This is a genomic window from uncultured Amaricoccus sp., assembly GCF_937891315.1.
GTDB lineage: Bacteria > Pseudomonadota > Alphaproteobacteria > Rhodobacterales > Rhodobacteraceae > Amaricoccus.
Genome location: NZ_CALAGI010000004.1, coordinates 25,566 through 44,978, shown reverse-complemented (window position 1 = coordinate 44,978; position 19,413 = coordinate 25,566). Strand labels below are relative to the sequence as shown.

Genomic DNA, 19,413 nt, shown 5'->3' with positions numbered 1-19,413 from the left:
CGTCATCGACGGTGGGCTGGCCGGCGATCACGGCCGAGAAGAGCTGGCCGACGGTCGTGCCGATCGACTGGAACTCCGGGATCGCCACGAACTGGCCACCGGTATAGGGCACCGGATCGACCGTTGGCTTGGTGATGTCGGCGGCGTTCATCGCGGCGAGCGTCGGCCCGGCAAAGGGCGCGGCTGCCTGATAGTCCGCGTTCTCGTAGAGCGAGGTGCGGGTGCCCGGAGGCGCGGCGGCCCAGCCTTGCTTCGAGGCGACAAGCTCGGAATAGTCCTTGGAGGTCGCCCATTCGATGAAGGTCTTGGCGGCTTCGGCGTTCTTGGACGAGGCCGGGATCGCGAGGTTCCAGGACCAGAGCCAGTTGCCGTGGTTGTCCACGCCTTCCTTGTTCGGGAACAGCGCGAAGCCGACCTTGTCGGCCACGGTCGAGGTCTTCGGGTCGGTCACCATGGAGGCGGCGACGGTGGCGTCCATCCACATGCCGCACTTGCCCTGCTGGAACAGCGTCAGGTTCTCGTTGAAGCCGTTCGACGAGGCGCCCGCGGGGCCGGCTTCCTTCATCAGGTCTGCGTAGAAGGTCAGGCTTTCCTTCCAGGTCGGCTGGTCGAACTGCGGCTTCCACGCCTCGTCGAACCACTTGCCGCCGAACGAGTTGTTGAGCGCCGTCAGGAACGCCATGTTCTCGCCCCAGCCCGCCTTGCCGCGCAGACAGATGCCGGCGATGCCCGCGTCCTTGTCGGTCATCTTGCGTGCGGCGTCGGCGATGAAGGTCCAGTCCGGGCTCTCCGGCATGGTCAGGCCGGCCTTCTCCATCAGATCGGTGCGATACATGATCATCGCGCTCTCGCCATAGAACGGCGCGGCATAGAGCTTGTCATCGACGCTGAGGCCGCCGCGGATCGCCGGCAGCAGGTCGTCGACATCGTAGCCGGCGTCGAACTGCAGCGCGTTCAGCCAGCCCTGCTTGGCCCAGATCGGCACTTCGTAGTTGCCGATGGTCATCACGTCGTACTGGCCGCCGCCGGTTGCGATGTCGGTGGTGACCCGCTCGCGCAACACGTTCTCCTCGAGCGTGACCCAGTTCACCGTTATGTCGGGATGCGCCTTGTTGAACTCGTCGGTGAGCCCCTGCATGCGGATCATGTCGGCGTTGTTCACGGTGGCGATGGTGACGGACTGGGCCTCGGCGACGGCGGCGATTGCAAAAGTCGACGCCGCTCCCAGAAGAAGCGTGAAGTGTCGCATGTTTTCTCCCCTTGGATACCCGGAGTGGGCGAGTCTTCTTGTTGTGGCGAGGATTGCACCGCGAGTGGCATCTGTCAACTGAAATGAGCAATCGCCCGCGTGTCGGGCAAATGTTCTATCATGCGTCGGCGAGGAGGGCCTCGGCGGTTGCCTCGTCGGTGATGAGGCCGTTGATCAGGCGGCCGCGGATGGCGGCGGCGATCGGGCGGAGCTTGCGCGGACCCTTGGCGAGGGCGATCACCGTGGCGCGGTGCCGGTCGGGGATCGGCGCGCTCGCCGTGCGGGCGTTCGAGCCGCCGGCGACCAGCGCGCCCGCGTCGTCGTAGACCCAGCCGCAGATCTCGCCGATCGCACCGGCGGCGCACATCTCGTTCAGCTGCCGCTGGTTGAGGAAGCCATCAAGGAACAGCGGTGCCTGGTCGTTGTCCATCTCGCCGATGCCGACGAAGGCGACATTGGCCGCGGCGGCCAATTCCAGCGTGCTGCGGATCAGGCCCTGTCCGTGCATCAGCTCGCGCTCGGCCGGTGAGGCGACGAAGACTGGCAGCGGCATGGGGAAATGCCGGGCATCGACCGCCTCGGCCATCGAGAAGATCACATTATAGTAGGCCGCCGACCCGTCCGGCCCGATATTGCCGGTCAGCGAGACGATCCGGTGCCGGGGGCAGGTGATCGGCGGCAGATGGTCGATCGCCGCCTTCAGCGTCCGGCCGGTCCCGACCGCCATCACGATCGGCATTTCCGACTTCAGCCAGCGCGTGATCTCGGCGGCGCCCGCCTCGGCGAGGCCGACGGTGCCGCCCTCGGCGCCGGGATCGGTCGGCACCACCTCGGCGTGGATCAGTCCGAACCGCTCGCGCAGGCGTGTCGCGAGATCGAGGCAATGCGCGATCGGATGCTCCATCCAGACACGGATCAGCCGCTCGCTCACCGCGAGCGAAACCAGCCGCTGCGCCGCCTGCCGCGAAATGCCCATATGCGCGGCGATCTCGTCCTGGGTCTTGCCGGCGATATAGTAGAGCCAGCCGGCACGGGCCGCGTCGTCGAGGCGGCTGCTGGATACCCGGGTTCGCGACATCTCTCCCCCGAGGCTCCTCTCAGGCACGCTGCACGCGAATATTCTATGCAATCGCCCCCGCCCGGCGCAAGTCGCGCGGCGAAGGGTGGTCCGCGTCGAGATCGCATTCGGCGCGGCGCCCATCCAGCGGCCGCGTCTTGCCGACCTGCCGGGGGATTGCTCCGACGCGCCGAACCGTGGCGGGTGTGCCCGGCTTGACCGTCGAAGGCTGACGTGCCCCGGCGGGACACGCCAGTCACGATCTCGCCGCCGGCTCCCCTCCGGCGCCGTCCGGCCGCCGCCTTGCAAACCCCGGGGGCCGGGGATAGTGTCCGCGCGAAATTCGAGCCGGGGTCCAAGGGGTGACGCGGGGCCGCCGCGCCGACAGGAAGGAATTTGCCCATGTTTGCAACGCCAGCCTTCGCGCAGGCCGCCGCCGCCGGAAGTACCGCGAGCACCCTGATCGGATTCGCGCCGATCGTGCTCGTCTTCGCCATCATGTACCTGCTCATGATCCGGCCCCAGCAGAAGAAGGTGAAGGAGCACCGCTCCATGATCGAGGCGCTGCGCCGCGGCGATCAGGTGGTGACCTCGGGCGGTCTCATCGGCAAGGTGGTGAAGGTCGGCGACACCGAGCTCGAGGTCGAACTGGCACCGAACGTCAAGGTTCGCGTCGTGCGCTCGACGGTCACCCAGGTGCTCAGCAAGACTGTTCCGGCCGAGGCCTGACGGTCGCGGGCGCCCGCTGGTCCGGCGCGCCCAGACGAGAGAAATCTCCAATGTCGCATTTTCCGCTCTGGAAGAAGCTGCTCGTCATCGCGATCTGCGCGATCGGCGTGCTGATCGCCTTGCCGAACATGTTCTACGACCGGGTCGAGCGGTCGAACGACGCGGTCACCGCGCTGGAGCGCGACGCCGCCGAGACGCCGGAGCTGGCCGCCGAGCGGGCGCTCTGGCCGCGCTGGCTGCCGAGCGATCTGGTCAATCTCGGCCTCGATCTGCGCGGCGGCGCGCATCTGCTGGTCGAGGTGCGTACCGAGGATGTGCATGCCGAGCGGCTGGAGGGGCTTTGGCCGCTGCTGCGCGACAAGCTTCGCGACCAGCGCGGTCAGGTGGGCAGCGTCCGCCGGCTCGACGGCACCAAGGACGAGTTGCGCATCCGGATCGGCGAGGCCGCCGGCATGGAGGCCGCGCTCCAGGCCGTGCACGACGCCTCGCAGCCGGTCTTCTCGCTGACCGCCGCCGGCGCCCGCGACTTTCAGGCGACGGCGGACGGCGACGTGCTGGTCGTCACCCTGACCGACGCGGAAAAGGCCGCGGTGGACGAGCGCACGATGCAACAGTCGCTCGAGATCATCCGCCGCCGCGTCGACGAGACCGGCACCCGCGAGCCCTCGATCCAGCGCCAGGGCGCCGACCGCGTGCTGATCCAGGTGCCGGGCATCGGTTCGGCCGAGGAACTGCTCGCGATCATCGGCAAGACCGCGCGCCTCTCCTTCCATCCGGTGGTCAGCCGCGCCAGCGATCCCAAGGCCGCGCCCGGCCTCGACAACATCATCTATCCGTCGATGAACGAGAAGGGTGTCTATTACATCCTCGAAAAGCGCGCCGTCGTCACCGGCGACCAGCTCGTCGACAGCCAGCCCGCCTTCGATCAGAACGGCCGGCCGGCGGTGAATTTCCGCTTCGACCCGGCCGGCGGCGCGGCCTTCGGCGCCTATACCGCCGCCAACATCGGCAAGCCCTTCGCCATCGTGCTCGACGGTCAGGTGATCTCCGCCCCGGTGATCCAGTCCCATATCGCCGGTGGCTCCGGCATCATCACCGGCAATTTCAGCGTCGAGGAATCGACCCAGCTCGCCATCCTCCTGCGCGCAGGCGCCCTGCCGGCCGAGATCACCGTGCTCGAACAGCGCACCGTCGGGCCGGAGCTCGGCCAGGATTCCGTCGATGCCGGCTTGCTCTCGGGCCTCGTCGCGCTCGGCGCGGTCGGTGTCTTCATGGTGCTGGTCTACGGCCTCTTCGGCCTTTTCGCCAATGTGGCCCTGCTGCTGAATATCGTGCTCATCTTCGCGCTCATGGACATGATCGGCGCGACGCTGACCATGCCCGGCATCGCCGGAATCGTCCTGACCATCGGTATGGCGGTCGATGCCAACGTTCTGGTATTCGAGCGCATCCGCGAGGAGCTGAAGACCGCGCGCGGCCCTTCGCGCGCCATCGGCCTTGGCTTCGAGCGGGCCTTCGCCACCATCATCGACGCCAATCTCACCACGCTGATCGTCGCGCTCGTGCTCTATCTCATGGGATCGGGTCCGGTACGCGGCTTCGCGGTGACGCTCGGGCTCGGCATCGCTTGCTCGGTCTTCACGGCGGTCTATGTCACGCAGCTGATCATCGGCGCCTGGTTTGACTGGCGCCGACCGAAGTCGATCACGGTCTGAGGAGGACGTCATGCGCCTGCGGCTGGTCCCGGACGTCACCAATATCAATTTCTTCCACTACACGAAATTCTGGCTCGGCGTCTCGATCCTCGGGATCCTGATCAGCTTCGGATCGCTGGCGGTCCGCGGCCTCAACTACGGCGTCGATTTCCGCGGCGGCACGCTGATCATGGCTTCGACGGCCGAGCCGCGCGACGTGGCCGAGTTCCGCCAGCTGCTCGACGGGCTCGAAATCGGCGAGGTCAATGTCACCTCGGCCTCCGATACGGAGGACCGGGCCGGCAACGTGGTGATGATGCGCATCGGCGTTACCGGGGACAGCCCCGACAGCCAGCGCGCGGTGATCGACAAGGTTCAGACGGCGCTCAACGCCGCCTTCCCCGGCATAAGCTATCTGCAGGTCGACAGCGTCGGCGCCAAGGTGTCGAGCGAGCTCGTCACCGACGGGATCCTCGCCGTGCTGCTCTCGGTGCTTGGCATCATGATCTACATCTGGCTGCGTTTCGAATGGCAGTTCGGCCTTGGCGCCGCCGCCTCGCTGCTGCACGACGCGATCGTCGTCGTCGGAATGTTCAGCCTGTTCCAGCTCGAATTCAACCTGACCATCGTCGCCGCCGTGCTGACGGTGATCGGCTATTCGATCAACGACACCGTGGTGGTCTTCGACCGCGTGCGCGAGGTGCTGCGCAAATACAAGAAGATGCCGCTTGTCGATGTCCTGAACCTCGCCTTCAACGAGACGCTGAGCCGCACGGTGATGACCGTCGCCACCACCATGATCGCGCTCCTCGCCATCTTCTTCTTCGGCGGGCCGACAGTCTCCGGCTTCGCCTTCGCGGTGATCTTCGGCATCGTGATCGGCTCCTATTCCTCGATCTATGTCGCCTCCGCCGTCGTGCTCTGGTTCGGCGTCAAGCGCGACTGGGGCGCCAAGCCGGCGGCCGGCGCCGGCACGACGTTCGGCACCGAGAAAAAGGCCTGACCCGGTGCGGGTGACCGAGGTCTACTATCCGGGCAGCCCGCCGGTGGAAGGCTATGGTCCCGGCTTCTTCCGCGTCGGCGGCGCGGTCCACACCGGCGCCGTCGCGCTTCTGCCCAAAGGTCCGGTCGGCTGGGCCGGTCTCGTCGATCCGGCGCCGATTCTGGAACAGGCGGCGGCGATCGACGTTCTCCTGATCGGAATGGGCGCCGAGATCCGGGCGCTGGACCGCGATCTGCGCGCGCTGCTCGAAGCGGCGGGGATCGGGGTCGAGATCATGGCGACGCCGCCGGCCTGCCGCACCTACAACGTGCTTCTCGGCGAGGGGCGCCGGGTCGCGGCGGCGCTGCTGCCCGTCTGACGGGGCGCGGCACCGTTCGGCGGACCGCCCTTTCCGGCGGAACGCATTCCGACTAGAACCGGGGCGGATGATCCGTCATCGAAAAAGCGAGGTGGACAAGATGGCTTTCGAACTTCCCGATCTTCCCTATCCGCACGACGCGCTCGCCGCGTCCGGCATGTCGAAGGAAACGCTCGAGTTTCATCACGACATCCATCACAAGGCCTATGTCGACAATGGCAACAAGCTGATCGCCGGGACCGAGTGGGAGGGCAAGCCGCTCGAGGAGATCGTCGCGGGCACCTACAAGTCCGGCGCGGTCGCCCAATCCGGCATCTTCAACAACGCGAGCCAGCACTGGAATCATGTCCAGTTCTGGACCTGGCTGTCGCCGACGGTCCAGAAGATTCCCGGCGCGCTGGAAACCGCGCTGACCGAATCCTTCGGCTCGGTCGACAAGTTCAAGGAAGAGTTCTCGGCCGCCGGCGCCGGCCAGTTCGGTTCGGGATGGGCCTGGCTCGTCAAGGACGCGGACGGTTCGCTCAAGGTGACCAAGACCGAGAACGGGGTGAATCCGCTCTGCTTCGGCCAGACCGCGCTGCTCGGCGTCGATGTGTGGGAGCATTCCTACTATATCGACTTCCGCAACAAGCGCCCGGCCTATCTCACCAACTTCCTCGACAAGCTTGCCAACTGGGAAGCCGCCGCCGCCAAGCTCTGACGGCCAGCACCAGGTCACCGCTCCGGCCGTTCGCGCCGGGGCGGTGACCTGACGGAATCCGGCCCCGAGGTTCGGGGTCGGGATTTCGAAAGCCTCTCCCCCCGCATTCGATCTTGTGACAGACGCGGCGGCCGCGATCTGCTAGAATGCTCGCGCTAGGGGTGTCTTTCGGCTCCGCTTGGCCGAGACGTGGACCCCGAGAAGCGGCGGGAGGCACGCGATGACCCAGACCATTGGCAACCCCCTCTCCTGGGGCGTCGACGCTGCGAGGGCGGCCGGTCACCACCTCGGCGCGGTGACCGACCGGATGACCAGCGAGGACGCATCCGTCGATCATATGCCCGAGGTTCGGCGCATCGGCGTCGCCGACCTGCGCGAGGCGCTGCGCCTGGGGCTCGACGATTTCGCCGCCTGCCGCTCGGACGTGGTGTTTCTCTGCCTGCTCTATCCGGTGATCGGCCTGGCACTGGCCTGGCTGGCGCTCGACCGCGACCTGCTGCCGCTGCTTTTCCCGGCGATCTCCGGCTTCGCGTTGCTCGGCCCCGTGGCCGGCGTCGGCCTCTACGAGATGAGCCGCCGCCGCGAGCAAGGCCTCGATCCGAGCTGGGCGGACGCCTTCGCCGTGCTCGCATCACCGTCCTTCGGCGCGATCCTGGCGCTCGGCCTCCTGCTCTTCACCATCTTTCTCGCCTGGCTGATCACCGCCGCCGGCCTCCACAACGTCATCCTCGGGCCGGAGCCGCCGGCCTCCGCCGCCGCCTTCCTGCGCGAGGTGCTGACCACCGGGCCGGGCTGGGCGCTGATCGTCGTCGGCTGCGCCGTCGGATTTTTCTTCGCGGCGCTGGTGCTGATGATCAGCGTCGTCTCCTTCCCGCTGCTGCTCGACCGCGACGTCGGCATCCCGGTCGCGATCGCCACCTCGATGCGGGTCGCCGCCGCCAATCCCGGTCCGATCGCCGTCTGGGGTCTGATCGTCGCCGCCGGCCTCGCTCTCGGATCGCTGCCGCTGTTTCTGGGGTTGATCGTCGTGCTGCCGATCCTGGGGCACGCGACGTGGCATCTCTACCGCGTGGCGGTGGTTCCGGGCTGAAGCCGCTGGCGCAGCGCGTCCATCAGCTCCGGCACCCCGTCGTGGACGGTGAGGAAGTCGAGAAACGACGGCTCGGCGAAGCCGCTCGCAACGATATGGTGGAGGAGATCGACGAGCGGCGTCCAGTAGCCCTTGGTATTGAGCAGCATCACCGGCTTGGCATGCAGGCCCAGCTGCCGCCAGGTCAGCACCTCGAAAAGCTCGTCGAGGCTGCCGGGACCACCCGGCAAGGTCACGATCGCGTCCGCGTTCATGAACATGACCTTCTTGCGCTCGTGCATCGTCTCGGTCACCACGAAGGTGGTCAGCGACCGCAGACCGACCTCGCGCCGCATCAGATGCTCGGGGATGACCCCGAAGGTCGCGCCGCCGGCCGACTGGGCCGCGCGCGCGACGATCCCCATCAGGCCGATGTCGCCCGCCCCGTAGACCAGCCGCGTTCCCGCGCCGGCGAGCGCGGTGCCGAGTTTCTCGGCGGCGGCGGCGAAGGCCGGATCGGTCCCGGAGCGCGAGCCGCAAAAGACGCAGACCGATTTCGCGCCATCGTCTTGCATGGACAGGCTCCCGACTTGTCTTTAGCTTGCGCGACAATGGCTTTGTCGCGGAACCTCCTGCTATCAGTTCGTCCTTGGCCGGGCCAGACCCCCCGCGTGGCCGAGAGGAGGCGCGCGGCATGACACCGGGCTCGACTCGCTCACTGCTGCAGGTCGGCATCGGCCTCGCCGCCTTCGCGGTTCTGGTCTTCGCGCTCGACCGCGCCCGCCCTCGCCCGGAGCCGGTGGCAGACGCCGGCCTTGTCCCCGCCGCCGCCGTTCCCGCGGCGCCCGGGATCACGGCCGCCGTCCCCGAGCCCGCGCCCGCCGCGATCCCGCCCAGCGTCGACGTGGTCCGCGTCGCCCCGGATGGCGCGGCGCTGGTCGCAGGGCGCGCGCAGCCGGGAGCGAACGTCACGCTCTATGCCGGTGACACCGAGATGGCCGAGGCGAAGGCCGACGCCGACGGCAATTTCGTCGCCATCTTCAAGGCCGAACCTTCGGCCGAACCGCGCACCCTGACCCTCGGCTCGGAAACCGCGGACGGCGCGCGCGCCGTTTCGGATCAGGTCGTCGTCCTGCTGCCCGAGGTCCCCGGCGTCTCGCACCATCTCGACCAGGCCGGGCCGGCCGCGGCGCCCGAACCCGTGGCGCCGGAACCCACGACCGAAGCCTCGGCGGCCGCTGCTCCCGCCGTCGCCGCCACCGCGATCCTTTCACCGGATTCCGTGGAACTCACCCCCCTCGCCCGGCCGACCGGCGCGGCGGCGGACCGGGTGTCGCTCGCCAGCATCTCCTACGCGGAAGCCGGCGAAATCTCCCTCGCCGGCTTCGGCCGCGCCGGCTCGAAGCTGCGCGCCTATGTCGACGACGCTTTCGCCCGTGAGGGCGAGGTGGCGGCGGACGGTCGCTGGAACCTCGCCCTCGGCGACGTCTCCGCCGGCGTCTACCGGCTGCGCATCGACCAGATCGGCGCCGACGGCGTGGTCCAGAGCCGGGTCGTCACCCCGTTCCAGCGCGACTATCCGCAGCCGCAGCCGCGACCGACGGCCGACGGCGCGGCGGCCCCGGTCTCGATCATCGTCCAGCCAGGCAACAACCTCTGGACCCTCGCCCGCCTGCACTATGGCTCGGGCGTGCTCTATACCCAGATCTTCACGGCCAACAGCGATCTGATCGGCGACCCGGACCTGATCTATCCGGGACAGATCTTCCGGCTGCCGGAGCAGGCAGCGAACCGGTAGCGGGCGTTCGGGCTTGGCACCCGTCCGACCGGGCGATATACCGCGCTCCTCAGCGCGCGGAGGACCGGCTTGGGCCAGACTGATTCCTTCATCGATGAAGTGAGCGAGGAGGTCCGCCGGGACCGGTTCTTTCGCTTTCTGCGGCGCTATGGCTGGCTGCTCGGCCTCGGTATCCTGTTGATCGTCGGCGCCGCCGCCGCGCTCGAATGGCGCAAGGCGAGCGGCCGGGCTTCGTCCCAGGCCACCGGCGACGCGCTGCGCGCGGCCTATCTTGAAACCGATCCGACCAAACGCGCCGCCGCCTTCGAAGCGGTGGCGGTTTCGGCGCCCGACGCGGCGGTCATGGCCCGGCTGGCGGAGGCCGGCGGCCTCGGCGAGGCCGGGGAGAACGACAAGGCGGCGACGCTCCTCGCCGAGGTCGCGGACGATCCGACGACGCCCGCGCTCTATCGCTCGCTCGCGGCGTTGCAGCGGGTCATGCTGCTCGGCGGCGCGATGGATCCGAACGAGCGGCGCGCGACGATCGAGAGCCTCGCCGCCGAGGGCGCGCCGTTCCAGCCTCTGGCGCTGGAACAACGGGCGCTGCTGATGCTGGAGACTGGCGACAAGGCCGCCGCGCTCGCCGATCTGGAAAGCATCCTCGCGCTGCCGAACGCGCCGGAACAGCTCGTTTCACGCGCGCGCCAGCTGATCGTCGCGGCCGGCGGCGCGCTGCCCGGCGCGGTTCCGGCGACCTCCGGCGTGGTTTCGGGCGGCTAGCCAGTCAATGAAGGATCGGACCAGGATGGCGCGTTTTCCGCTCGGCCGCCGCGCGGCGCTTCTCGTCGCGCTGGCGCTCGCCGCCTGCTCGAACGCCGACGCGCCGCTGCCTGGACAGCGCATCCCGGTGCGCCCCGAAGAGGCGCCGCTCGCCCAGACCGACGCCGCCGCGGTGCGCCCGGTCGGCATTCCGGCGCCGGCGCTCAACGCCGACTGGACCCATCGCAATGGCGCAGCCGGCGGGCGCCTCGTCAATCCCGCCTTCTCCGCCGCGCCACAGCTGCGCTGGTCGGTCAATATCGGCGAGGGCGACGCCAAGCGCCGCCGGATCCTGACCGGCCCGATCGTCGCCGGCGGCCTCGTCTATACCATCGACGCGGCGGGGCAGCTTTCGGCCGTGACGCGTTCCGGCCAGATCGCCTGGACCCAGTCGCTCGTGCCGCCGGAACAGGCCGGCGATTCCGGCCCCGGCGGCGGCTTTTCCTACGCGGGCGGCGTGCTCTATGTGACGACCGGCTTTGGCGAGGTGCGCGCCCTCGATCCCGCGACCGGCCGGATCCTCTGGTCCAAGGCGTTCGAAGGCCCGATCCGCGCCGCGCCGACGGTGGCGGACGGGCGCGTCTTCGTCGTCACCCGCAACGACGTCGCTTTCGCACTCGACGCCCGCTCCGGGCAAATCCTCTGGCAGGCGCAGGGCGTCGGCGGCGTCGGCCTGCTCGGCGGGGCGAGCCCGGCGGTCGACGGGCAACTCGCCGTGATCCCCTTCGCCTCGGGCGAGGTGCTGGGCCTCGTCGCGCGCAGCGGCCTGCAGGTCTGGGGCACCGCGATCACCGGCGGCCGTCGCGGCCTGGTGCGCAGCGGCATCAGCGACATCAGCGGCGATCCGGTGATCGATGGCGACACGGTCTATGCCTCGAACCAGGGCGGCCGCACCGTCTCGCTCGACCGTGCCACCGGCGAGCGGCGCTGGACGATGGGCGAGGGCGCCTATGGGCCGGCCTGGCCGGTCGGCGGGTCGCTGTTTCTCATGTCCGACGAGGGTGCGCTGGTGCGGGCCGACGCCGCGACCGGCCGACTGATCTGGACGACGCAACTGCCCTCGGACGGTCCTCCCAGCGGCATCTTCCGCCGTGGTCCGCCCGTCGCGGTGATTGCCCATTATGGTCCGGTGCTCGCCGGCGGACGGCTGTGGGTGGCGGGCGGCGACGGGCTGCTCCGCGCCTTCGACCCCTCGACCGGGGCGCCGCTCGGATCGGTGGCGCTGCCCGGCGGCGCGGGCGCGCCCCCGGCGGTGGCCGGCGGCGTGATGTATGTCGTGAACCGCGACGGCCAGCTTCTGGCTTTCCAATAGCGGCGTGAGCGGCTAAGGATCGCGCCGCGCCGCCTGAAGGCCGCGCGGAGCACCGATCGCCCATGTCCTTCACGCTTGCCATCGTCGGCCGCCCCAATGTCGGGAAATCGACGCTGTTCAACCGTCTGGTCGGTCGGCGCCTGGCGCTGGTCGACGACCAGCCCGGCGTGACCCGCGACCTGCGCGAGGGCGCGGGCCGGCTCGGGCCGCTGCGCTTTACCGTGATCGACACCGCCGGGCTCGAGGAGGCGACCGACGACAGCCTCGCCGGCCGCATGCGCGCCCTGACCGAGCGCGCGGTCGGCATGGCCGATGTCTGCCTCTTCATGATCGACGCGCGGGTCGGCGTCACCCCGATGGACCGCATCCTGGCCGAACTTCTGCGCAAGCGCGCGACGCGGGTCATCCTCTGCGCCAACAAGAGCGAGGGTCGCGCGGCGGAGCAGGGCTTCTACGACGCCTTCGAGCTCGGCCTCGGCGAGCCGGTCGCGCTGTCCGCGGAGCATGGGATCGGTCTCGACGACCTCCTGCGCGCGCTCGAGCCGGTGGCCGAGGCATTCGAGGACGCGGTGGCAATCGTCGATGTCGATGTGGATGACGTGGACGACGACGTCGATGAGGAGGGCGAGGGCGCGATCCTGCCGCCCGGCCGCGCGATCCAGATCGCCGTCGTCGGCCGCCCGAACGCCGGCAAATCGACGTTGGTCAATGCGATCCTCGGCGAGGATCGGCTGCTGACCGGGCCCGAGGCGGGGATCACCCGCGACGCGATCGCGGTGACGCTGGACTGGCAGGGGGTGCCGTTCCGCGTCTTCGACACGGCGGGCATGCGCAAGAAGGCGAAGGTCCAGGAGAAGCTCGAAAAACTCTCGGTCTCGGACGGCTTGCGCGCCGTCAAGTTCGCCGAGGTGGTCGTCGTGCTGCTCGACGTGCAGGTGCCGTTCGAGAGCCAGGACCTGCGCATCGCCGATCTTGCCGAGCGCGAGGGGCGGGCGGTCGTCGTCGCGGTGAACAAGTGGGATCTCGAGGACGAGAAGTCGCACAAGCTCAACGAGTTGCGCGAGGCGTTCGGCCGACTTCTGCCGCAGCTGCGCGGCGCGCCGATGGTGATGATCTCGGCGCTGACCGGCAAGGGGCTCGATCGCCTGCGCGAGGCGATCATCAAGGCGCACGCGGTCTGGAACACGCGGGTCTCGACCGCGCGATTGAACCGCTGGCTCGCGATCCAGATCGCCGACCATCCGCCGCCCGCGCCCGGCGGCCGGCGCATCCGATTGCGCTACATGACCCAGGTGAAGACCCGGCCACCGACGTTCGTGCTCTTCTGCTCGCATCCCGACGCGGTGCCGGAGGACTACAAGCGCTTCCTAGTCAATGGCCTGCGGCGGGATTTCGACATGCCGGGCACGCCGATACGCCTCTATCTGCGCGCCGGGGAGAACCCCTACAAGGACCGCAAGAAGCACAACGTCACCGCGCTCGACAAGCACAAGCCGCGGCGCCTGCAGGGCTGACGGTTCGGTCGGGCCGCGGGGTCACGCCGGCGGATCGCGCTCCTCCATTGCCACGCGGTAGGCGGCGCGGACGTCGTCCGCCTGGTGTTCGGCCTTGGCCAGGCTTTCCAGCGCCGAGGCGAGCTCGACCTCCAGATCGGACAGGCGTGCCTTGAAATCCGCCTCGACCTTGGAGAGGCGCTGCTCGGCGCGGCGGCGCGCCTCCTCGGCCGCTTCGAGGCGCTGCGCGAGGTCGGCGCTCGCCGCGAGGCCGCCCGCGCCAGGGCCCCCGATCCGCCCGAAAATCCAGCGCAGGATCCAGCCGAGCAGTACCGCGCCGATCAGCACGACCGCGATCACGGCGGTAAGCTCGCCCCGGTTCACCGCGGCCCCGAGCTCGCGTTGACGACCGCCGCTTCGGCGGGCGCGGGCGGCGCGATGAGGGTGAATTCGATCCGGCGGTTGCGCTTACGGCCTTCCTCGGTGCCATTGTCGGCGATCGGGCGCTCCGACCCATAACCCCGGGCGCTGAGTTCGATCAGCGGAGGCGCGGCCTTGCGCAGCGTTTCGGCCACCGCCGTCGCCCGCGCTTCGCTCAGCTTCTGGTTCGTCTCGGCCCCGCCTTGCGCGTCGGTATGACCGCCGATCTCGAACGCCGCGCGGGGGCAGCCGCGCAGCGCATCGGCGATTGCGAGGATCACGCCCTGGCTCGCCGGCTCGATCTCGGCCGAGCCGGGGGCGAACTGGATCGAGCCGGCGGCGAGAATCGCCGCGATCTCCTCGGCGCAGATCTCTGGCGCCGCGCGCGCGGCGAGGACGGCGGCCTTGGCGGCGACCGCGTCGTACTTCACATCGACCGTGGCCGCGCCACCGACCTTGGCGGCGAGCAGCGCCTCGACCCGCGCATTCGCCTCCGCGTCATTGCCTTCTCCGGTCAGCGACACCTCGTCCGGCGTCACTTCCAGCGCGCCTTGCCTCAGCTCGGCCAGCGCCGCGACCCCGACCAGAACCCGGCCGGGCCAACCCTCCGGCAGGTCGGGATCGATCACCGTGTCGTTGGTCACCCGATCGAGGCCGAAGAGCGCCGCGGCGTAGCTCTGCACCGCCTCGCGCGAGGTGGCGTTCTGCAGCGCGCCGGCCATCCGGACCTTGCCGTCGTCCGACAGTTCCGCGTTGAACCGCGGCGCATAGACCTGTTCGCCGCCGGCCTCGGTCGTCATCCGGCCCGGCGCGATCGTGCTCAGCGCGAACACGTCGGGCAGTTCGGCGTCGAGCCGGGCGCCGACGCGGCTCAGCGCCTCGGGCGACACTCCGGGGGGACCGGTCAGCACCGCCTCGACATCGCGCAGCGCGAAGCGACCGCCGCCGAGTTCGCGCAGCGCATCGAGCCCATGCGCGACCGCCGCCGCCCAGTCCGGCGAGGGCGCGCCGAGACCGACGCGGCAATCGGGCTCGCCCCGCAGCCCGACCTTCCGCGCCGCGACGCCGATCTCGACCACGTCCGCGACGCTTTCCGCCGCGCAGGTCGCGAATCGGCCGACGCCGTTCTCGAAAACATAGACGACGGCGAAGGGTGAGATCACCGGCCGGGGCGCGGAGATATTGAGCGCGAGCTGCACCGCCTCCGGCCGCTCGCCGCGCAGCCGCTTCTCGATCGTCGCCCGGTCCGCCTCGCTGTCGGCCACCGAGATCACGCCGATCTTGCCCGGCGCGACGCTGATCTTGGCCCGCGGCAGCTCGGCGAGGATCACGAGCCCGAATTCGAGGCTCTCGGTCCAGCCGGCCGGCACCGGATGCGCGGCGGTCTCCAGCATGTCGGTCACGCCCTGTGACAGCCCGGCGCGCGCCAGGCCGGCGCTGATCGTCCCGCGACCGTCGTCCTCGGGCACAAGGCCGATCAGCGAGATCTCGTCGTCGTTGCGGAGAAGTTCGAGGGCGAAGGCCGGGTCGGGGACGGGATTGGCCGTGCGCACGGACGTGAGATCCCGCACCCGCCGCTCATCGACCAGCTGCTTCACGACGGCGAGGGCGCGCAGCCGCGCCGTCTCGTCCGGCGCCTCGCCGGACAGCTCGACGATCAGCCCGTCCGTCCCGAGCCTTACCCAACTCGCCGAGGCGGCGCGCAGCGCCGCGTCGATCCGGGCGCCGGTATCCTGCTCGACGCGGCGCGCGGCCGCGTCGGCGAGGCCGAGCGCGGAGGCTCCGGCCGCGCCGAGCGCGATCACGGCGAACAGGATGGCGCGCAGCCGCATGCGGTCTCCGGAGAAATCGGTCCCGTCCGCTCTTAGGCCCTCGCCCGCCGCCGATCAAGAACGGCGGGTTTCACAGCCCTGTCATCGGCCCCCGTCAGAGGATCGCGGCGAGCGCCAGCCCCGCGCAGAGGATCAGGCCGGCGTCGCGATTGGTGCGAAAGAGCGCGAGGCAGCCGGCCGGGTCGTCGATGTCGAGCCGGCGCAGCTGCCAGACGAGATGCGCCCCGAACCCAGCGACGCCGGCGAGCGACGCGGCGAGGGCGGCGCCGGAGAGGCCGGCGGCGGCGACCGCGAGGGCGAGGCAGGCGACGGCGGCGACGAGAAAGCGGCGCAGCCAGCGGGCGGTGTCGGAGCCGAACAGCCGCGCCGTCGATTTGACGCCGATCAGGGCGTCGTCCTCGCGATCCTGATGCGCGTAGATCGTGTCATAGAACAGCGTCCAGGCGATGCCGCCGAGATAGAGCAGCAGGGGCGACCAGCCGAGCCCCGCGCCCTGCGCCGCCCAGCCGAGCAGGGCGCCCCAGTTGAAGGCGAGGCCGAGAAACACCTGCGGCCACCAGGTAAAGCGCTTGGCGAAGGGATAGACGCAGACGAGCGCCAGGGAGGCGACACCGAGCAGGATCGCGGGCGCCGGGAAGCTGAGCAGGATGAGCAAGGCGACCAGCGCCTGCGCCGTCATCCAGATCGCCGCCCGCCGCGGCGTCACCTGCCCCGAGGGCAGCGGCCGCGAGCGGGTCCGCGCGACGGCGGCGTCGAACTCGCGGTCGGCCAGGTCGTTCCAGGTACAGCCCGCGCCCCGCATCAGGACGGCGCCAAGGCCGCAGCCGACGAGGATCCAGAGATCGAACCGCGTCGGCCCCGCCGGCGAGGCCGCGACCGCGAGGCCGAGGCTCCACCAGCAGGGGATGAGCAAGAGCCAGGTTCCGATCGGACGGTCGGCGCGCGACAGTCGCAGATAGGGCCGCGACCAGGGTGGTGCGAGCCGGTCCACCCAGTTGCCGAGGGTGGCATCGGCCACCCTTCCCTCGGGGTGGGCGCTGGACGTAGATTGCTCGGTCATGGGGGGGAGTCTATGGCAGAAGTCGGCGGCAAGATCAGGCTTTTTGTGAGCGCCGACCTCGCGCTCGGCACCGAGGTCGCGCTCGATCGCGATCAGGCGCACTATCTCTTCAATGTCATGCGGCTCGCGGCCGGGGCGCCGGTCCTGATCTTCAACGGGCGCGACGGCGAATGGCGCGCCGAGGTGACGCGCGTCGGCCGGCAGGGAACGCTGACCGTGCGCGCCGCCGGCCAGCCGCAGCGGCGACCGCCTGACCTGACCCTCGCCTTCGCCCCGATCAAGAAGACGCGCACCGATTTCATCGTCGAGAAGGCGACCGAGCTCGGCTGCGCGCGGATCCAGCCAATGACGACGCGCCACACCAATTCCGAGCGGCTTCGGCTCGACCGGCTGCGCGCCCACGCCGTCGAGGCGGCCGAGCAATGCGGCGAGACCCATGTTCCCGCGGTGCTGGAGCCGGTGAAGCTCGCCGCGCTCCTCGACGGATGGGATCCGGCGCGGCGGCTGATGTTCTGCGACGAGGCCCGGGATGCCCGCCCCGCGACCGAGGTGCTCGGCGCCTTCGCCTCCGACGCGGGGCCGGGGCCCTGGGCGATCCTGATCGGCCCCGAAGGTGGCTTCGCGGCGGAAGAGGTGGAGCGGCTGCGCGGGCTGCCCTTCGTCGCGCGGGTGACACTCGGGCCGCGGGTGCTGCGCGCCGACACCGCCGCCGTCGCCGCGATCACGCTCTGGCAGGCGGCGCTGGGGGATTGGCGATGAGCTTCGTCCGGCCCGAACTCGCCGCCTGGCTGCACGTCTGGCGCGAGCCGCTGGTCTGGGGCGGCCTGGCAATCGCCGGGCTCTGGCTGATCTGGCGCGGCTACGCGGGGCTCGAGCCGCTGAGCTTCATCCTCGGCCTCGGCTGCTTCGGCGCCGGGCTCGGGCTGCTGCGCGACGCGGTGCGGAGAACGCGGCTCAGCCAGACCTCGCCGGCCGAGGGCGTCGTGCTGATCGACGAGGCGCGCATCGGCTATTTCGGGCCGCGCGATGGCGGCTTCATCGATCTGCCGGCGATCACGGCGGTCGAGATCGTCGCACGGCCGCACCTGCCGCCCGATTCGTCCCATGCCTGGGTGCTGACCGCCGACGACGGCGCGCGGCTGGTGATTCCGCTCGGCGCCGCCGGGGCGGAGCGGCTGTTCGACGCGCTGAGCCCACTGCCCGGCATCGATTTCGACGCGGGCGTCGCGGCGGTGCTCGGCCCCGGCGCACGGCGGGCGATCGTCTGGCGCAGGGCGGGCTGACGGCTCAAAAGCATCGGCGCCGGCGACCGGACAGGACTTTCCGGCCGCTTGCCATGGTTGGGGCCGTTCTCTAAGCCTGTCGCGGAACAAGAGGCGAGGGCCCCCAATGTCGATCCCCCAATCCGGTGGCGGCCTCATCGAGAGCCGGGCGCAGCTCGCCGAATATCTCGCCTCCGGCTGCAAGCCGGCCGAGGACTGGCGTATCGGCACCGAGCACGAGAAATTCGGCTATACCCTCGGCGATCATCTGCCGCTGCCCTACGAGGGCCGGGCCTCGATCTTCGCCATGCTGACCGGATTGCGCGACCGCTACGGCTGGAACCCGGTCGAGGAGGCCGGCAAGCTGATCGGGCTGGAGAAGGGCGGCGCCAATGTCAGCCTCGAGCCCGGCGGCCAGCTGGAGTTGAGCGGCGCCACGCTCCGCACGATCCACGAGACCTGCGACGAGGTGAACGCGCATCTTCGCGAGGTGAAGTCGATCGCCGACGAGATCGGCGCGGGCTTCATCGGCCTCGGCGCCGCGCCGGAATGGTCGGAAGCCCAGATGCCGGTAATGCCGAAGGGGCGCTATGCCCTGATGACCCGCTACATGGGTCAGGTCGGGACGACCGGCACCATGATGATGTACCGGACCTGCACCGTGCAGGTGAATCTCGATTTCGCCTCCGAGGCGGACATGGTCCGCAAGTTTCGCGTCGGCCTCGCCCTGCAGCCGGTCGCGACCGCGCTGTTTGCGAATTCCCCTTTCTTCGACGGCAGGGTCAATGGCTGGCAATCCTGGCGGGCGCGAATCTGGCGCGATCTCGATCCGGCGCGCACCGGCATGTTGCCCTTTGTCTTCGAGGAGGGCATGGGCTTCGAGCGCTATGCCGACTACGCGCTCGATGTGCCGATGTATTTCGTCTATCGCGACGGGAACTATGTCGATGCCCTGGGTCAGTCGTTCCGCGATTTTCTCGACGGGCGGCTGCCCGCCCTGCCGGGCGAAAAGCCGACGCTGAGCGACTGGGCCGATCATCTGACCACCATCTTCCCCGAGGTTCGGATCAAGAAATTCATGGAGATGCGCGGCGCCGATGGCGGGCCCTGGCGGCGGCTCTGCGCGCTGCCGGCCTTCTGGGTCGGGTTGCTCTATGATTCCGTCGCGCTCGACGCGGCCTGGGATCTGGTGAAGGGCTGGAGCGCCGAGGATCGCGACCACCTGCGGCACGACGCCGCCAAGGACGGGCTGCGCGCGGCGGCGCCGGGCGGCCGCGAGATGCGCGACCTTGCGCGAGACGTGCTGGCGATCGCGCAGGCGGGCCTTGCCCGGCGGGCGCGACCCGGCGCCGGCGGGCTGGTGCCGGACGAGACGCATTTTCTCAACGCGCTCCATGAGAGCATCGCCACCGGCCAGACGCCGGCTGACGAGCTGCTGGCGAAATATCGCGGCCCGTGGAAGGGTGATCTGAGCCGGATCTATGCCGAATACGGGTACTGAACGTCCGTTCGAAAACCCGGAGGGTCCGGTCCGGCGGGTCTTCCGGAGCACGATCCAACCAGACGGAATCGTCTGGTG

General features: G+C 69.8%; 19 protein-coding genes. 13 read left to right on the top strand and 6 right to left on the bottom strand.

Going from position 1 to position 19,413, the window contains the following annotated elements; translation table 11 throughout:
* A partial coding sequence (locus tag Q0480_RS00370; protein WP_299129582.1) for a sugar ABC transporter substrate-binding protein occupies positions 1-1,249 on the bottom strand: 1,249 nt, incomplete at its 3' end.
* A gap of 118 nt (positions 1,250-1,367) precedes the next feature.
* Positions 1,368-2,327, bottom strand: a complete 960-nt coding sequence (locus Q0480_RS00365; RefSeq protein ID WP_299129579.1) for a sugar-binding transcriptional regulator — start codon at positions 2,325-2,327, stop codon at positions 1,368-1,370.
* Between the two features lie 381 nt (positions 2,328-2,708).
* Between Q0480_RS00365 and yajC the strand changes: the two genes are divergently transcribed.
* The 6 genes from yajC (at position 2,709) to Q0480_RS00335 (ending at position 7,880) form a co-directional block, all read left to right on the top strand.
* On the top strand, positions 2,709-3,035 hold the full coding sequence (yajC, locus tag Q0480_RS00360) for a preprotein translocase subunit YajC (protein ID WP_299129576.1): 327 nt from the start codon (positions 2,709-2,711) through the stop codon (positions 3,033-3,035).
* Positions 3,036-3,085: 50 nt separating this feature from the next.
* Positions 3,086-4,750 carry a protein translocase subunit SecD gene (gene secD / locus Q0480_RS00355; protein ID WP_299129574.1) on the top strand — a complete coding sequence of 555 codons (1,665 nt, stop codon included), beginning with the start codon at positions 3,086-3,088 and terminating at the stop codon, positions 4,748-4,750.
* Between the two features lie 10 nt (positions 4,751-4,760).
* Complete coding sequence (gene secF / locus Q0480_RS00350) at positions 4,761-5,732, top strand: protein translocase subunit SecF (RefSeq protein WP_299129572.1); 972 nt, start codon at positions 4,761-4,763, stop codon at positions 5,730-5,732.
* Positions 5,733-5,736: 4 nt separating this feature from the next.
* On the top strand, positions 5,737-6,090 hold the full coding sequence (locus Q0480_RS00345; protein WP_299129570.1) for an Mth938-like domain-containing protein: 354 nt from the start codon (positions 5,737-5,739) through the stop codon (positions 6,088-6,090).
* Between the two features lie 100 nt (positions 6,091-6,190).
* Positions 6,191-6,790, top strand: coding sequence for a superoxide dismutase (locus Q0480_RS00340; protein ID WP_299129567.1), 600 nt, complete (start codon positions 6,191-6,193; stop codon positions 6,788-6,790).
* 220 nt (positions 6,791-7,010) lie between these two features.
* Positions 7,011-7,880 carry a DUF2189 domain-containing protein gene (locus Q0480_RS00335; protein ID WP_299129564.1) on the top strand — a complete coding sequence of 290 codons (870 nt, stop codon included), beginning with the start codon at positions 7,011-7,013 and terminating at the stop codon, positions 7,878-7,880.
* On the opposite strand, the gene Q0480_RS00330 is transcribed toward Q0480_RS00335, so the two are convergent.
* Positions 7,853-8,434, bottom strand: coding sequence for a TIGR00730 family Rossman fold protein (locus Q0480_RS00330; protein WP_299129561.1), 582 nt, complete (start codon positions 8,432-8,434; stop codon positions 7,853-7,855). The genes Q0480_RS00335 and Q0480_RS00330 overlap by 28 nt on opposite strands.
* 119 nt (positions 8,435-8,553) lie before the next feature.
* On the opposite strand from Q0480_RS00330, the gene Q0480_RS00325 reads away from it, so the two are divergent.
* From Q0480_RS00325 to der, 4 genes are all read left to right on the top strand, one after another.
* Positions 8,554-9,657 (top strand): LysM peptidoglycan-binding domain-containing protein, encoded by a 1,104-nt coding sequence (locus tag Q0480_RS00325; RefSeq protein ID WP_299129559.1) that lies wholly within the window; start codon positions 8,554-8,556, stop codon positions 9,655-9,657.
* 69 nt (positions 9,658-9,726) lie between these two features.
* Positions 9,727-10,416 carry a hypothetical protein gene (locus Q0480_RS00320; protein ID WP_299129556.1) on the top strand — a complete coding sequence of 230 codons (690 nt, stop codon included), beginning with the start codon at positions 9,727-9,729 and terminating at the stop codon, positions 10,414-10,416.
* Positions 10,417-10,441: 25 nt separating this feature from the next.
* On the top strand, positions 10,442-11,767 hold the full coding sequence (locus Q0480_RS00315) for a PQQ-binding-like beta-propeller repeat protein (RefSeq protein WP_299129553.1): 1,326 nt from the start codon (positions 10,442-10,444) through the stop codon (positions 11,765-11,767).
* 62 nt (positions 11,768-11,829) lie between these two features.
* The gene (der, locus tag Q0480_RS00310; RefSeq protein WP_299129551.1) at positions 11,830-13,281 is read left to right on the top strand and encodes a ribosome biogenesis GTPase Der; all 1,452 of its coding nucleotides are present in this window, start codon (positions 11,830-11,832) and stop codon (positions 13,279-13,281) included.
* A gap of 21 nt (positions 13,282-13,302) precedes the next feature.
* Here the strand turns inward: der and Q0480_RS00305 are convergent, their stop codons facing one another.
* From Q0480_RS00305 to ubiA, 3 genes are all read right to left on the bottom strand, one after another.
* On the bottom strand, positions 13,303-13,644 hold the full coding sequence (locus Q0480_RS00305) for a hypothetical protein (RefSeq protein ID WP_299129549.1): 342 nt from the start codon (positions 13,642-13,644) through the stop codon (positions 13,303-13,305).
* Complete coding sequence (locus Q0480_RS00300) at positions 13,641-15,512, bottom strand: OmpA family protein (RefSeq protein WP_299129547.1); 1,872 nt, start codon at positions 15,510-15,512, stop codon at positions 13,641-13,643. The genes Q0480_RS00305 and Q0480_RS00300 overlap by 4 nt, the downstream gene beginning before the upstream one ends.
* 94 nt (positions 15,513-15,606) lie before the next feature.
* Positions 15,607-16,572 (bottom strand): 4-hydroxybenzoate octaprenyltransferase, encoded by a 966-nt coding sequence (ubiA, locus tag Q0480_RS00295; RefSeq protein WP_299129544.1) that lies wholly within the window; start codon positions 16,570-16,572, stop codon positions 15,607-15,609.
* A 12-nt stretch (positions 16,573-16,584) separates the two neighbouring features.
* On the opposite strand from ubiA, the gene Q0480_RS00290 reads away from it, so the two are divergent.
* The 3 genes from Q0480_RS00290 (at position 16,585) to Q0480_RS00280 (ending at position 19,335) form a co-directional block, all read left to right on the top strand.
* The gene (locus tag Q0480_RS00290) at positions 16,585-17,331 is read left to right on the top strand and encodes a 16S rRNA (uracil(1498)-N(3))-methyltransferase (protein ID WP_299129541.1); all 747 of its coding nucleotides are present in this window, start codon (positions 16,585-16,587) and stop codon (positions 17,329-17,331) included.
* A complete protein-coding gene (locus Q0480_RS00285; protein WP_299129538.1) occupies positions 17,328-17,855 on the top strand; it encodes a hypothetical protein in 528 nt (175 codons plus the stop codon). Before Q0480_RS00290 ends, Q0480_RS00285 begins: the two co-directional genes overlap by 4 nt.
* Positions 17,856-17,961: 106 nt before the next feature.
* Positions 17,962-19,335 carry a glutamate--cysteine ligase gene (locus Q0480_RS00280; RefSeq protein ID WP_299129536.1) on the top strand — a complete coding sequence of 458 codons (1,374 nt, stop codon included), beginning with the start codon at positions 17,962-17,964 and terminating at the stop codon, positions 19,333-19,335.
* Positions 19,336-19,413 lie beyond the last annotated feature (78 nt).

Excerpts from the sequence above, each read along its gene's own strand:
- secF (WP_299129572.1), top strand. The coding sequence starts at position 4,761 with ATGCGCCTGCGGCTGGTCCCGGACGTCACCAATATCAATTTCTTCCAC.
- Q0480_RS00285 (WP_299129538.1), top strand. The coding sequence starts at position 17,328 with ATGAGCTTCGTCCGGCCCGAACTCGCCGCCTGGCTGCACGTCTGGCGC.
- ubiA (WP_299129544.1), bottom strand. The coding sequence starts at position 16,572 with ATGACCGAGCAATCTACGTCCAGCGCCCACCCCGAGGGAAGGGTGGCC.
- Q0480_RS00335 (WP_299129564.1), top strand. The coding sequence starts at position 7,011 with ATGACCCAGACCATTGGCAACCCCCTCTCCTGGGGCGTCGACGCTGCG.
- secD (WP_299129574.1), top strand. The coding sequence starts at position 3,086 with ATGTCGCATTTTCCGCTCTGGAAGAAGCTGCTCGTCATCGCGATCTGC.
- Q0480_RS00330 (WP_299129561.1), bottom strand. The coding sequence starts at position 8,434 with ATGCAAGACGATGGCGCGAAATCGGTCTGCGTCTTTTGCGGCTCGCGC.
- Q0480_RS00300 (WP_299129547.1), bottom strand. The coding sequence starts at position 15,512 with ATGCGGCTGCGCGCCATCCTGTTCGCCGTGATCGCGCTCGGCGCGGCC.
- Q0480_RS00340 (WP_299129567.1), top strand. The coding sequence starts at position 6,191 with ATGGCTTTCGAACTTCCCGATCTTCCCTATCCGCACGACGCGCTCGCC.
- der (WP_299129551.1), top strand. The coding sequence starts at position 11,830 with ATGTCCTTCACGCTTGCCATCGTCGGCCGCCCCAATGTCGGGAAATCG.
- Q0480_RS00280 (WP_299129536.1), top strand. The coding sequence starts at position 17,962 with ATGTCGATCCCCCAATCCGGTGGCGGCCTCATCGAGAGCCGGGCGCAG.
- Q0480_RS00365 (WP_299129579.1), bottom strand. The coding sequence starts at position 2,327 with ATGTCGCGAACCCGGGTATCCAGCAGCCGCCTCGACGACGCGGCCCGT.
- Q0480_RS00290 (WP_299129541.1), top strand. The coding sequence starts at position 16,585 with ATGGCAGAAGTCGGCGGCAAGATCAGGCTTTTTGTGAGCGCCGACCTC.
- yajC (WP_299129576.1), top strand. The coding sequence starts at position 2,709 with ATGTTTGCAACGCCAGCCTTCGCGCAGGCCGCCGCCGCCGGAAGTACC.
- Q0480_RS00325 (WP_299129559.1), top strand. The coding sequence starts at position 8,554 with ATGACACCGGGCTCGACTCGCTCACTGCTGCAGGTCGGCATCGGCCTC.
- Q0480_RS00315 (WP_299129553.1), top strand. The coding sequence starts at position 10,442 with ATGGCGCGTTTTCCGCTCGGCCGCCGCGCGGCGCTTCTCGTCGCGCTG.